The 14,181-nt window shown below is 37.5% G+C and carries 10 protein-coding genes and 1 tRNA gene; 3 read left to right on the plus strand and 8 right to left on the minus strand.

The window, feature by feature from the left end; genetic code table 11:
• Positions 1 to 395: 395 nt before the first annotated feature.
• The 8 genes from AC1M86_RS01060 to efp all read right to left on the minus strand — a co-directional run bounded on the left by AC1M86_RS01060 (position 396) and on the right by efp (position 8,789).
• A tRNA-Val gene (locus AC1M86_RS01060) sits at positions 396 to 472 on the minus strand.
• A gap of 26 nt (positions 473 to 498) precedes the next feature.
• Positions 499 to 2,511, minus strand: a complete 2,013-nt coding sequence (locus AC1M86_RS01065) for a transglutaminase TgpA family protein (protein ID WP_481607041.1) — start codon at positions 2,509 to 2,511, stop codon at positions 499 to 501.
• Positions 2,512 to 2,540: 29 nt separating this feature from the next.
• Positions 2,541 to 3,446 (minus strand): DUF58 domain-containing protein, encoded by a 906-nt coding sequence (locus AC1M86_RS01070; RefSeq protein ID WP_481607042.1) that lies wholly within the window; start codon positions 3,444 to 3,446, stop codon positions 2,541 to 2,543.
• A 10-nt stretch (positions 3,447 to 3,456) separates the two neighbouring features.
• Positions 3,457 to 4,416, minus strand: coding sequence for an AAA family ATPase (locus AC1M86_RS01075; protein ID WP_035265922.1), 960 nt, complete (start codon positions 4,414 to 4,416; stop codon positions 3,457 to 3,459).
• 98 nt (positions 4,417 to 4,514) lie between these two features.
• Positions 4,515 to 5,531 (minus strand): 2-dehydropantoate 2-reductase, encoded by a 1,017-nt coding sequence (locus AC1M86_RS01080; protein WP_481607043.1) that lies wholly within the window; start codon positions 5,529 to 5,531, stop codon positions 4,515 to 4,517.
• Between the two features lie 125 nt (positions 5,532 to 5,656).
• Positions 5,657 to 5,959, minus strand: coding sequence for a YbdD/YjiX family protein (locus AC1M86_RS01085; RefSeq protein WP_092766102.1), 303 nt, complete (start codon positions 5,957 to 5,959; stop codon positions 5,657 to 5,659).
• On the minus strand, positions 5,956 to 8,049 hold the full coding sequence (locus AC1M86_RS01090) for a carbon starvation CstA family protein (protein ID WP_481607044.1): 2,094 nt from the start codon (positions 8,047 to 8,049) through the stop codon (positions 5,956 to 5,958). The genes AC1M86_RS01085 and AC1M86_RS01090 overlap by 4 nt, the downstream gene beginning before the upstream one ends.
• 170 nt (positions 8,050 to 8,219) lie before the next feature.
• Positions 8,220 to 8,789 (minus strand): elongation factor P, encoded by a 570-nt coding sequence (gene efp, locus AC1M86_RS01095; RefSeq protein ID WP_035265851.1) that lies wholly within the window; start codon positions 8,787 to 8,789, stop codon positions 8,220 to 8,222.
• A gap of 347 nt (positions 8,790 to 9,136) precedes the next feature.
• Between efp and epmB the strand changes: the two genes are divergently transcribed.
• The 3 genes from epmB to AC1M86_RS01110 are packed head-to-tail and all read left to right on the plus strand — an operon-like array spanning position 9,137 to position 14,130.
• Positions 9,137 to 10,153 carry an EF-P beta-lysylation protein EpmB gene (gene epmB, locus AC1M86_RS01100; RefSeq protein WP_481607045.1) on the plus strand — a complete coding sequence of 339 codons (1,017 nt, stop codon included), beginning with the start codon at positions 9,137 to 9,139 and terminating at the stop codon, positions 10,151 to 10,153.
• Positions 10,154 to 10,165: 12 nt separating this feature from the next.
• Positions 10,166 to 11,923, plus strand: coding sequence for a GTPase (locus AC1M86_RS01105; protein WP_481595521.1), 1,758 nt, complete (start codon positions 10,166 to 10,168; stop codon positions 11,921 to 11,923).
• Positions 11,920 to 14,130, plus strand: coding sequence for an EAL domain-containing protein (locus tag AC1M86_RS01110; RefSeq protein ID WP_481607046.1), 2,211 nt, complete (start codon positions 11,920 to 11,922; stop codon positions 14,128 to 14,130). The genes AC1M86_RS01105 and AC1M86_RS01110 overlap by 4 nt, the downstream gene beginning before the upstream one ends.
• Positions 14,131 to 14,181 lie beyond the last annotated feature (51 nt).

Consider the following 14,181-nt stretch of genomic DNA (forward strand, 5'->3'; position numbering starts at 1 on the left):
CCATCTTTAGTTTGATAATACTGTATGAATTTCATTACTTCTGAATGAAAAGTGAAGAACTGGTAATGAACGTTGATCTCAACTTCCCTGTAATATGAACATTATACGTGTCTCATATTTAAACAGGATGGCAAAAGCGTACATTTCGGGCGTTATTGTAAGTGTTAATGTACGGGTATATTAATAAATTACGGAAATACCCAATATTTAGATTAAAGCATTTTGGGTATTTATACTTAAAATATATAATTTAATATCAAATTTAGAGATTTTTTAAACGCAATTTTTCTTGATAGAGCAAGTGATAACGAATACTTTACTTTTAAAAAAAGAAGTAATGTCTTGATTACGAAAAAAGGGCTTAAGTAAAATACTTAAGCCCTTTTTTTAAATCTTGGTAGGTATATCCAGACTCGAACTGGAGACCTCTACGATGTCAACGTAGCGCTCTAACCAACTGAGCTATACACCTAGAATGCTTCGCATCTTATGCAAAAATCACTTGGCTGACAAGCCTTTTTCATATTTAACCAAAAGAAATGAACAAGTTTTAATCATTGACTTAAAATTTGCGAACTCTTGTTTGGAAATACTCGATTGTGAATAACTTAAGTGCTCGTACAGAATGATAATTTCGAGGAAAACAGCTCTATCATTTTGACTTAAAGGTGATGAAATTCTTTCCAACCATTGTCGAACCGTTTCGTAAGAATAACGGCGATTGTGAAGTCCTAATTTTTTATTAAAAATATGAAGTACCCAATCGATTTGTGAATAGTGTTTTCTTTTTTTTCTCAACATCCATAGTGCATAACATCCTAATATGATCAGTGAGCCTGCAAGGATAATCACAAACACTGAAGCAACTGAATGAATTCCGAATTTTGTCATCCAATTCTGTTGTTGATCAGCGTTATATCCAACAATTTTACTTTGCCATTGATAACTTGCGTAATCACTCCATACACGAATTTTTGTCAAAAAAGGATATTTTGCAACTGACCAATTTGTATTCTCAGAGTAGAGTGTTTGATTATTTTGAATTAAATTTTGCATTCCCTGATCAATACGTTCAGGAGCAATCATTGCAGTGGGATCAATCCTCTGCCATTGACCTCCAAAATATACTTCAGTCCAAGCATGTGCATCTAACTGCCTCACTTCCCAACTTTTCTGGTCTGGCGCAAATTGACCTCCTTGATAACCAGTCACGACTCGGGCAGGAATACCGACATAACGCATCAACATGACAAAACTAGAAGCAAAATGCTCACAAAATCCTTGTCGTGAATTAAACAGAAATGCATCTATCCGATCACCACTCAAAACACCGGGAGATAAAGAATACTGAAAGCTATTTTGCTTAAACCAGTCTAAAACTTGCTGGATATAACGCTCTGGCTGCTCTCCACTTTTAATAAATAAGTCCCACGCTAAACTTTGACTTTTGATATCACGCTGATGGAGATACTGGGTGTAATACTGAATTTGAAACTGACTAAGTTCATGATTTATTTTCGTCCCACGCCCTAACCAAACTAAGTTTATAGGTTGAGCCGTTTGAATAGGTCGTTGAGCTGAAATACCACCGTCATAACGGAGATAATAATTTCGTTGTCGAGGTACAGATTGCTCTAATCCCATAATCCAATCTACAGAAGGATCTTTAGCCAAATACTGATATTCAACTTTTTGATTTAAAATAGAAAGTTGATAAGAGTTTAACTCGTTTAACCCTCTATTAAATCCATGACTCGTCCATTTTTGACCATCATATTGATCTAAGACCAAAGCTCGCCAATACATTTCTGAACGCGTCGGTAATTTTGTCATATCACCAATAATACGAAATGCCAATTCATTTGACTGAGACAGCTCAGCAATGTCACCTGGGGACATAGAGTCACTGATTCCTGTCATTCCCTTATTTTGCTGAATCGGGAGATGCCAAAGCGGAGGTAATCTTGGGAAAAAAATAAAGAGTAGTAAAAAAAAAGGAATTGCCAATCCGATGAATTTACCAACATGAATGACATCGTGCTTTAAGCCATTTTTAGTTTCTCGAGTGGACAAAAACTCCGCGGATTGAATTCTATAGAGTCCTACAAAACAGCTCACTAAGCACAGCACCACTCCCAAAGCAACATACAACGTTTGACTATATAAAAACGTACTTGCCGCCACGAATAAGGCAAAATTAAAAACGATGATCAAATCACGTTTTTTTTGGGTTTCTAATACTTTTGCAAATAGAAAAGTTGTCAGCGATGCTACCCCAGCCTCAACACCAACAAAGGTATGGTAATGCAGATAAATCGCGCCAAGTGCAATTGCTGTAAAACTAAATTTTATTGCTTTGGAGACATTTTTTTTACTTTTTTGAATATGCCATAAATATATAAGCTCAATACAGAGCACCAAAATTAAAGCATAAGGCAGATAAATAATCTGGATAAATAAAATGAGTGCCAAACTCAATAGCATGGATTGTGAAACTTTAGGATGTACCATATATCTAAACCTATTTTCTATTTCACACTTTATGCCTGAGCAAGCAGAATTTTAGCCTGCTTGATATGCTCAGTTCCAAACCCTTGATTCAGTTCGGCATGAGGTAACACCAGCTTAAAAGGGATTTGTAATCGCTCACACTGCTCCACCACACCCATCATATATTTGAGCTTTTCTTCATGCTCGATTGACGGCATATGATGATAATGAATATCAACACATCGATCCTGTTGATGCTCTTCAAAAACTTTAATATACAAACCTTGTCCACGAGCAGCCTGCTTCCAAGATACACTTTGTAATGAGTCGCCGACCTGAAAACTTCTTAATTCTTTAAACTCATCTTTTTCCTGATCCAATACAAATGCATTTGAAAAGCTTGTATTCGGATTTATTTTGGCTTGAGGCGCAATCCATGCATGTCGTCCATGAAAGATATAAGTCCAAGCTCGAACAAGACCAAATGGATACACTGAAGCAATGTGTATATCGGGATAGTTATACTGTCCTCGTTGATCAACCTGAATCTGAATAACACATTCAGACTGTTTTTGGTCAATGTGAATGTGCTGTGTCTCAGAATCGATGGAGATCGATAAATAACGTGAATATGAATAAGGTTGATTCAAGTAGATTTTAAATAAAATCGAGTGCCCTACCTGTCCGACTTCATCAGTAATGATGTCTATCTCAAGACCATGCAATTGTTTAAAGGTGATATAAAAACTAATGCATAAGATCGCACTAATTAAAAAGCAGAAACCTAATATCAAATTATTGGCATAGTTAATACCCGCAATAAATGTGATAAAAATCAACACAAGATATAAGAAACCTTGCTGATAAATAAAAATCAAAATATCGCGTTGACCAATTTTTTTACTCTGCTCAAACCGAAATCTTTTTTTTAACCATTGCTTCCAGATACTGGTCACCTGCATACCCTCAAATCAATTTAACCTGATTCATTAGGGAGACCGTCTCATCCTCACTCAAGTTTAATCGATGAGCGCATACTGCTGAAAATACAGCTTTTACATCATCAGGAATGACAAAGGCTCTGGCATGCACGATCGCTCTCGCTTGTGATGCTCGTTTTAAAGCCAATAATCCACGCGTCGATAAACCATGCGCACTTTTTCGTGTTACCGCAGCCAAATCCAATAAATAGTCTTGAATTGCATCACTTAAATGGACTTGATGAGTCAAGGATTGCAATCTTAGTATTTCAGTCTCATTAAATACATGGATCAACTGTGCGATTAATTTGGCACGTGATTCTTGTTGAAGAAGTATTTTTTCTGCATGGCGAGATGGATAGCCAAGAGATAACCGCATGAGGAATCTGTCTAACTGAGACTCTGGTAGTGCATAAGTCCCGCTTTGAAAGAGTGGATTCTGAGTTGCTATCACCCAAAAAGGCTGAGGTAAAGCATAACGCTGTCCATCAATCGTGGCGTAGCCCTCTTCCATCGCTTCTAGCAATGCACTCTGTGTCTTAGGACTACAGCGATTAATTTCATCTGCCAAAAGAACTTGGGTAAAGACAGGTCCGTACTTAAATTCAAACTGATGCTCTTTTTGATTAAAAACATTCACGCCAATTACATCACTGGCGAGCATATCATTGGTAAATTGGATTCTTTGAAATGATAAACCTGATAATGATGCCAAACTACTGGCCAATGTGGTCTTACCCAATCCAGGTAAGTCTTCAAATAAAATATGACCACCTGCAATTAAACTACATAAAGCCAATTCAGTTTGCGTATTTTTATCCAAAACAATTTGATTGATTTGTTCTAGAAATAATGAAATTTTGGGAGTAAATGATTGAATCTGAGATTCTAACTCAGGCTGTATAATATCTTTTGATTGAACACTCTGCTTCATTCCCCAAATCATCATTTACATTTCCAAAACTATATATTTCTACCATACAGGTTTTTTTTATTTTCTCAAATATTTCTAATAATCAGTGTATTAAAGAATCAGTATCAAACTTAATGCTGAATAAGCTTCAACTGTGTGAGCATCTCTTCAGGTCCAATTTGAAGGCTTGAATTATTGTTTTCCGCCAGCTTGATCTGTTCAATAAAATAGCTGTTGATCGGTGCATTCCCCCCGAGTGTATTAGCAAGTCTGACCACTTCACCATTAATCCAATCAACCTCCGTCGTGCGCCCTAAATTCAGATCATCCTGCATAGATGAACGAGCTAGTGGATCAATGGCTAACATTTTGCGACTGATCAACTTAAACAACCAATTAGGAAGTCGAAGAATATGAGGAATGATGTTCGCTGGTACAGGCGTTAATTGTGCGGGTTTAATATTTGCCTGCTTTAAAATTTGAAGCGTCTCTAACTGTGCCTGAGCAAGGCACTTTCTATACATTCGATTAGTAAGTTGATTTCTTAAAGTTAGACCAGATAAAGCGTTAATCGAATTGTTCAAGTTGAATAAGACTTTAGCCCACTGTACCTCTAACATATCATCACGGAATTCAACTTGCAGTTTCGCCGCATCTAACACTATTTTTAGCTGATTACTTTCTACAAATTTTTTTATCATTAATGTTCCATCAGAACCTTGATGGAAATGAGACGGTTTGAGTTCTGCGACATTAAATGGAACCATTCCTTCCATAATCTCCCATTCTGGCAGCATTTTTTTTAACCGTGGAACATTACTCACCCCATTTTGAAAACTGATGAGACTCGGTTTATTGAGAGTGTCACAGCTTCGTATTTCAGATGCCACTTGCTCTGTCGCTGCTGATTTTACACAAATCATGACTAAGTCCGTGTCTAAGACTTCTGCTAGATTTGTTGTAAGTCTTAATTGATCTGGAGTGAGCTTATGATGGTAGCCGTTTAAATCACTGAGCTCAAATCCATTTTGGCTTAATTTTTGATAGCTTCTTTCCCTACAGTAAAATGTCACCTGATGGCCTGCTGCGACCATTCTTCCACCGATATAACAGCCAATCGATCCTGCACCATAAATTCCAATTTTCATGTTTTTATCCTTTGTTATTGATCAAGAGTATACGAGTTTCAGAACAATAAATTTGTCAGGTTTTATACAATTAAAACAAATAAAAAACGACACCTCAGTGCCGTTTTTTATTTAATATTAGAAAATTAACATGGACATTTTTTCATACCGCCTGCTGCACTTGGATAGCGTGCATCGACACAATAACGATGAAAAGTTTTTTCATCCATTGGCTCTAGGTCAGGGTGATGCTTTTTCATATGCTCTACATAGTTTTGGTAATCTGGGACACCCACCATTAAACGAAAACTTTGTTGTAGCCGCTGCCAAATCAGTTGAACTGTTTTGATTCCATGCAACATTAAAAACTTCTTCGGCTGAGCCAAAATCGTGAATTTAATGATTTTACCCAATGCCAGCTTTTGACGAATTTGTTCTTTCAAACTCATTTGGTCTCTCCTGCAGGGACTTGATCAGTATAAATTGCTTCAGCTTCCTGAGCCGTTGGCTGCGGATTTGCTAAAGCACGACGAATCACTTTAATGGCAGCAAACAACATCACCACAGCAACAATCATAAAGAATGCACATAACGCAGCATTAATCTGATTAGATAAAGCAACAGTTTGCATTTCCGCAATGGATTTCGCAGGCGCTAAAATTTCGTTTCGCTCAATAGCCGCATTGAAACGATCTGCTTGTGCCAAGAATCCAATTTTTGGATTTTCATGGAAGATTTTTTGCCAACCAGCAGTCATCGCTGTAATGAAGAGGAAAATCGTTGGAACAATGGTGACCCACACATATTTTTCTTTCTTCATTTTGAATAAAATGACAGTACCCAGCATCAGCGCCATCGCAGCTAAAATTTGGTTACCAATACCAAATAATGGCCACAAACTATTGATACCGCCCAGTGGATCAACTACACCTTGATATACAAAGAAACCCCAGCCTGCCACTGCAACGGCAGTACCAATCAAGTTGCCCACAAACGACTTAGAGTTTTTAACCGCAGGGACAACAATACCCACAGTATCTTGAACCATAAAACGGCAAGCACGTGTTCCTGCATCAACAGCAGTTAGAATAAATAGCGCTTCAAACAAGATCGCAAAGTGATACCAAAATGCCATCATTTCACGACTATTAAAAATTTCAGTGATGATGTGCGCCATACCAATCGCAAACGTCGGTGCACCACCAGTACGAGAAAGAATTGTGCTTTCACCAACCTCTTGGGCAAGTAGTGTTAAAGCTTCAGGTGTAACCACAAATCCTAAATTACGTACCGCCTCTGCGGCACTTTCAACCGTCGTTCCTATCACCGCAGCTGGTGAGTTAATGGCAAAATAAACGCCTGGATCCAAGATCGTTGCACAGATCATCGCCATGATTGCGACAAATGATTCCATCAACATACCGCCGTATCCGATCATCCGGATATCGCGTTCATTATTTACGAGCTTAGGTGTAGTTCCTGATGAAACCAATGCATGGAAACCTGAAATTGCACCACAGGCAATGGTAATAAATAAGAATGGGAAAAGTGATCCAGAGAATACAGGTCCCGTACCATCTACGAAGTGGGTAATTGCAGGCATTTTTAATTCAGGCATCGCAAATACGATACCCAATGCTAAACCTGCAATCACGCCAATTTTCAAGAAAGTCGATAAATAATCACGTGGCGCCAATAACAACCATACTGGTAATACAGAAGCGATGAAACCGTAGATAATCAATGCCCATGTTAACTCTGTACCAGATAAAGTGAATAATTGCCCCCAATAAGGATGTTGCGCAATGTTTTCACCATAAATGATACCGAGCATCATCAGTACAAAGCCAATGATTGAAACTTCGGCAATCTTTCCTGGACGGATATATCGCATATATACGCCCATAAATAATGCGATTGGAATGGTAGCAGCAATACTAAACACACCCCATGGACTATTGGTTAATGCTTTAACCACGACGAGTGCAAGCACAGCTAGGATAATGATCATTACCCCTAATGCGCCAAGCATCACAATAATTCCTGCAAATGAACCCAGTTCTTGTTTTGCCATTTCACCCAGTGAACGTCCGTCACGGCGTGTAGAAATAAATAAAACTAGAAAATCTTGGACTGCACCTGCCAGTACAACACCGACTAACAGCCAAATCGTTCCTGGTAAATAACCCATTTGCGCAGCAAGAATAGGCCCAACTAACGGACCAGCACCTGCAATCGCAGCAAAGTGATGACCAAACAGAACACTTTTATTTGTAGGCACATAATCTAGACCATCCGCTAGACGGTGCGCAGGTGTTAAACGCCGAGCATTTAACTCGAATACTTTATTAGCAATAAATAAACTATAAAAACGATATGCAATACTGTAAACACAGACTGCAGCGAGTACGAGCCAAACTGCGTTGACATGTTCTCCACGACTAACCGCTAATATTCCAAAGGATACTGCACCGATTATGGCCACAATAATCCAAATCAATTTCGAAGTCATGGCTGACTTCGGTTGTATTTGATCCATATCAAACCCTCATTATTTCGTATTTGCAATCAGCTCAATTTTATTATTCGTGTTACTGCTGTTTTCCCTTGCGACTATACTCCTCAATAATTCTTCTTTACCTTAGACCTTGGCATTAAAAAAGGGATGATTGTCATCATCCCTTTCGATAATAGTATAAATTTACACCATTATGCACGTTCTAAGTATTCACCAGTACGTGTATCAACACGAACGCTTTCTTCTTGTTGAACGAATAATGGAACACGTACTACAGCACCTGTTTCAAGTTTCGCTGGTTTACCACCACCGCCAGAAGTATCACCACGTACGCCTGGATCAGTTTCAACAATTTTTAATACCACGAAGTTAGGTGCATTCACTGTTAAAGGAACACCATTCCATAACATGATTGTGCATTTTTCGTTTGAATCGTCTTTCAACCATTTCGCAGCATCACCCATTGCAACTTTGTCAGCCGCAATTTGCTCGAAAGTCACAGGATCCATGAAGTTCCATAGTTCGCCGTCGTTGTATAAGTAGTCCATTTCTACTTCTACGATATCTGCTGCTTCTAAAGAATCACCAGATTTAAATGTTTTTTCTAATACTTTACCTGATTTAAGGTTACGTAATTTAACACGGTTGAACGCTTGGCCTTTACCTGGTTTAACGTATTCGTTTTCCATGATTGAGCATGGGTTACCATCAAGCATTACCTTAAGGCCAGACTTGAAATCGTTCGTAGAATAATAGGCCATGAGAGGCTCACTCCAAACTTACTAACTTTAATCTATTAATGCGATGGGCTGCTACACTGTCATTTAGCAAGGCTGACAGGTGCATGATATGCCACATGCACATGCATTTATGTTGCGTATTCTAAATGACCAACCTACTCTGCCGCAATGATAAATTCCGAAATACAACGTTTAAGCTGTCTAAGTTCCATGCAGAACTACTGTTGTAGACTTAATTTGATCATCTTTAGGCTTGAGTATTTTCATCCCAACATTCAATAAAGAAGGCTTAATCAGGACACAACTGAGTTTTTCAATGGGTTTTGATTTAAAATGAAGCCTTTCATCTCCCTCTAAATTTAAACTGTATGACCCACTATTTGTATCAAGAGCAACATTGGCAAAATCAACTCAGCGATTTAATCACTGACCCACATGAGCTCATTGAACTCTTGGAATTGCAACCTGAAGATTTAATACATGGTGCAATTTTGGCATCAGCCCAATTTAAATTAAGAGTCCCTCGCGCCTTCGTCGCGAAGATGCAAAAATCTAATCCTGATGATCCACTGTTACTTCAAGTACTCCCTCATCATCTGGAGTTAAATGAACATCCTGATTTTGTGACAGACCCCCTTGATGAGGAGGCTGCCAATTTAATTCCAGGTGTATTACATAAATATCAGTCACGTTTTTTACTGACTTTAACAGGTGCATGTGCTGTTCATTGTCGTTATTGTTTTAGACGTCATTTTCCATATCAAGAAAATTTACCTAAAAATGACGACTGGAAAAAAATACAAGACTACTTACTCGCTCATCCAGAAATCAATGAAGTGATCTTAAGCGGAGGGGATCCCCTAACACTTTCAAATCGTAAACTTGCCGTTTGGATCGATAGATTAAGTTCAATTCCACATCTTAAAATTTTGCGTATTCATTCTAGAGTTCCAATCGTTATCCCAAATCGGCTTGATGATGAACTTATTTCTCTGTTAAAAAACAGTAGGCTACGTATTATTCTAGTGGTACACTCAAACCATGCTACTGAAATTGATGACTTTACCGCTTCGAAATTAATGCAAATTTCACAACAAAATATTTTGGTGTTGAATCAAGCTGTGTTATTAAAAGGTATTAATGATCATGCTGATATTTTGGTTGATCTAAGTCATCGATTATTTGATGCGCGTGTGATGCCTTATTATTTACATGTGTTGGATAAAGTGAAAGGTGCTCAGCATTTTGATTTACCAAGTGAATCTATTGATTCAATCTATAAAGAGGTTTTGGCAAGGTTGCCTGGATACTTGGTTCCAAAGCTGGTTAGAGAAATTGCGGGAGAACAGAATAAAACACCGCTTTATGGAGTTGCCACTTTTTAGAGACTCATTCACATGCTTCAGGCTCAGATTTCAGAAATTTTTCACTATCCTACTGCCTTGACTCGAGATCAACTGAGTTTTGCAAATGCAAATGTTCAGGACTTGGGTTTTTGGGCATCTCAACTTTCAATTATGCAATTAGGTGACACCTCTGAAGCGGTGTTAAAAGCCCTATATGAAATCGCTGAACTCAAATGTTCGGAAACATTGCGCTTTGATCTTATTCAAGCGCTACACCCTTTGATCGAAAATATTTTAGAGAGACTTGAAAAAAACTTTTTAAATCAAGGTCTTTTTCTATCTGACCGTAACAAAGATATTATAGAATTAACCACTCGCTTGAGAACATTATTTGCTGATATCTACATAGATATTGCACAGCGCAGTGAAATGCAGCTAAAACAACAAAAGTTTTCTATTTTGAAGTTTGCTCAAAAGCGTAATGTGAAAACTGCACGACTCCTTTCCAGTTATTACGCTCTTCAACAATTGGGTTTATTGCTAGTACAACAACAGATGCTTTATCGTTCTGCCTTGTCTAAGCAATGGTTAATGACCCATTATCTGTATGATTTGGCATTAAAAAACCAAGAACACACGGTCAATATTAATTTATTGCAAGGCACTCATCACGCTTTAAAAAATATTCAACAGTGCTATGCCCAAGTCTTATTATTAGAAATATTTAATACTCACCAAATTCGTCCTTCTGAGATCTACGCGCTCTATCAATGCACAGCGGATTGGGCACAATTAGTGCAAGTTTTACCACGCGAAACCGCTTTATCTCGTTACGTCATTGATACCACTAAAGATCATCCGCCAGTTTACAACCGAAAACACCATGAGAGTTTTAAACCTAACATTTTCGTGGCGACACAATCGTTGCTTGAGCATGTCAACTTAACCATTCAAAAGGACAATGAATATTTATCTAAGAAAGAGAAAGCATATTTAACTGCGCCTCTTAAATTTCATGTACAAAATGTTTTAGGCTCGACCATTGAACGCAGACATGAACGTTATGAACATTCCGCTCAGTTACAACTCTGTTTCAGTTTACTTACCGCTCATTATTATCTCTCTAAAACCAAAACTTTTAGCGAAACCTTACGACTAACACCGCCTAAATCAAAATCAGAAGACGAGTTTGCATTTACATATTTAAATGACTACCCAGATGCCTATACAGACAAATCAAACAAGGTTCTAGATAAACAGGCACGTCAAATCCATGCGGCTCAAGTTTTAGATATCAGTTTAAATGGTTATCGCGTACGTTGGTTAGAAGAAGAAGCACCTCCAAATTTAAGAACTGGTGAATTTATCCTGATTAATGAGGGAGTGAACAGCAAATGGAAAGGTGGTGTAATTCGTTGGATCAAACAATCTGTTAAAAAAAGCTATGAACTTGGGCTTGAAGTGATTGGACCCGACATCCACCCTTGCGCCGCAAAAGTTTATACAGATCGAAGTTCTTTTAATTATCATCCATGTTTATTTGTACATACCTTGAAGATTGATGCTCCACAGCATTCTCTTATTTTGCCAAATTTACAGTTTTTCAAAGAACAACAATCTATTTATTTACGCTTAACTGATCAAGATATCAAAGTAGAATTGATAAAGACCATGCTCATCACACAAAGTTTTGTTCAATTTGAATTTGAATTATTTAATGATGAGCAGCAATATCTGATTGATGAATTTTTACAACATCAAAACCTTGAATCAAATCGTTTTCAAGATGTATGGGAAGCATTGAAGTGAAAAACCTACTTCTATCAACACAATTAAAACAATCTGGAATGCGCTTACTGATTGTCGATGATAACCAGATTCGTTATAACCATATTATCTCTTTACTCGAAAAACGCGAGTACAAGGTAGAAGCAGTGCTACTCGATGATCAAGTGAGTCTTGAAAAGCAACTTCATTTAGATTGGGATTTAATTCTGTTTGGTCGTGCCTATGAACTGACCTTAACTCATTTTCTTCGACTGCTTGCAGATTCTGATAAAGCTTTTACCCCAACACTTTATCTAGCTCCAGAAGCGCTAGAAATGTCTGAAGTAAAACTCATTTCGATGGGCATCTACGATGTTTTAAATATTGATCAACCTGAACAATGTTTACTTAAAATTATTCGAGCATTGGCTTTTAGTCGCTTACAAAAAAATCAGATGCAATTAACGGATGAACTGAAACACAATGTTCAAATTAAACAAAATTGGATCGAAGAGCATAAAAAAGCAGTTGCAATCATAGAAGAAGGGATTGTCGTTGAATGCAACCATGAGTTTACGCATTTATTTGGCTTCAACACGTTTGATGACGTTATTGGATCCCCGCTCATTGATTTAATACAACCTGAGGATATTCAATCTTTTAAAGCACGATTTAAAAAATTAGCTTTCGGTAAATTTGAGTATGGACCTTTTGAACTGATTTCTCTTAATCCACAGTTAACACATCAAAATCCAGTCCAAATTGAATGTAATCCTACAGATCAAAATCAAATCATTGAAATTACGATTTCAACGCATTTTCAACAGGATGATCAACCATTTAGTCCTCAACTTGAGACTGCACCTCACCAAGACAGTAGAATTGCACCACACACAACATTGGCAAAAATTTTACAACATCTTGAAGAACACCCTGCTCAAGAAAATGCTTTAGTCATCTTCAGCCTAGCCAGTTGTCCAGACTATATCTTGAGTTCTGATTGGGATACTTTTAAAGGCTATTTCGGCAAACTTTCAGACTTTATTCTCGAACAGACCAATGGCGCTGTATTTAAAATTGAAACAGCCCTGTATGCCACTATCATTCAAGCTGAAACGATTAAAGTTCTAAAATCAAGACTCTCTGCGCTACATGCGCTTGAAAAACCTAGGCTCGTCAATCTGGGAGATCAAACCTATCAACAGCATGTCAAAATTGGTTATAGTCTCTTCAAACTGTCAGATTTAAATGTAGTTAATTTTGAACAGCTCATTGCAAATGCTTATAACACACCCCTACCCAATTTATTGAGCAATGATGCTGCTTTAGAGACAACGCTTGAAGAAATTGAAGAGATTCATTTTGAAGATACTCAAGCAGATGAGCCGACCTCTATTCAGTTGAATACACCTTCTTCTGAAGTAGAGCCTGATCATTCAACAGAATTTGTATTTCAAGCAATTGAAGAACCTGTACAGTCAGACGAAGTTCACGGCGATATCCTAGTACATCTTCGTAAAGTTCTTGAACGCGATCAAATTACGCTAAAGTTCCAACAAATCTATGATAAAGAAGACACTAGTCTTAATACCTATGAAGTAAGCAGTGGGTTTATTTTTGAAAACCAATGGATTCAATTGGATGATATTGAAGAATTGGTGGATGACCCTGAGTTGTCTATTAAAATTGACCGATGGATTTTGGTTGAAGCAGCAAAGCAACTGCACAATTTTTTAACACAATATCCTGAAGCTAAACTGATTATTAATTTACGACACCATGTTCTTTTAAAGCATCATCAATTGGCAGAATTAATTTCAAAACTGCTCATGATTGTAGGCGCAAAAGCACCTCAACCACTGATTTTACAGTTTAAAGAAAAATACATTGCTCAACATTTAAATGAAATTCTGCCTGCGATTGAGGTATTGAGAGCGCAAGGTGCAGATATTGCCGTTTGTGAGTTTGGATTAAGTAAATGTAGCGATCTCATTCTCAAAGTTGCCAATATTCAGAATTTCACGCTGCATGAAGAATTCACAGATGATTTAAATACTGAAGAAGGTATTGAACGTTTTAAACAAGCGATTGAATACTTCAATAGTCATCGATCAGTCAATTTATTACTCAAAAATCTCAATGATATGAATAGCTTTGCCAACGCGTGGAATGTCGACGTGAGATTTTTACAAGGTGATTATTACCAGCGTAAATTGGATCAGCTCATGAATGTTCAAGATCAAAGTTAAATCCGAATTTTGGACATAAAAAAACAGGCTGAACGCCTGTTTTTTATTTTG

The organism is Acinetobacter sp. ANC_7654, from assembly GCF_056779855.1.

What these genes read in the sequence shown, in the direction of transcription:
- AC1M86_RS01065 (WP_481607041.1), bottom strand. Translation starts at nt 2,511, where the DNA reads ATGGTACATCCTAAAGTTTCACAATCCATGCTATTGAGTTTGGCACTC.
- AC1M86_RS01075 (WP_035265922.1), bottom strand. Translation starts at nt 4,416, where the DNA reads ATGATTTGGGGAATGAAGCAGAGTGTTCAATCAAAAGATATTATACAG.
- AC1M86_RS01080 (WP_481607043.1), bottom strand. Translation starts at nt 5,531, where the DNA reads ATGAAAATTGGAATTTATGGTGCAGGATCGATTGGCTGTTATATCGGT.
- AC1M86_RS01085 (WP_092766102.1), bottom strand. Translation starts at nt 5,959, where the DNA reads ATGAGTTTGAAAGAACAAATTCGTCAAAAGCTGGCATTGGGTAAAATC.
- AC1M86_RS01090 (WP_481607044.1), bottom strand. Translation starts at nt 8,049, where the DNA reads ATGGATCAAATACAACCGAAGTCAGCCATGACTTCGAAATTGATTTGG.
- efp (WP_035265851.1), bottom strand. Translation starts at nt 8,789, where the DNA reads ATGGCCTATTATTCTACGAACGATTTCAAGTCTGGCCTTAAGGTAATG.
- epmB (WP_481607045.1), top strand. Translation starts at nt 9,137, where the DNA reads ATGACCCACTATTTGTATCAAGAGCAACATTGGCAAAATCAACTCAGC.
- AC1M86_RS01105 (WP_481595521.1), top strand. Translation starts at nt 10,166, where the DNA reads ATGCTTCAGGCTCAGATTTCAGAAATTTTTCACTATCCTACTGCCTTG.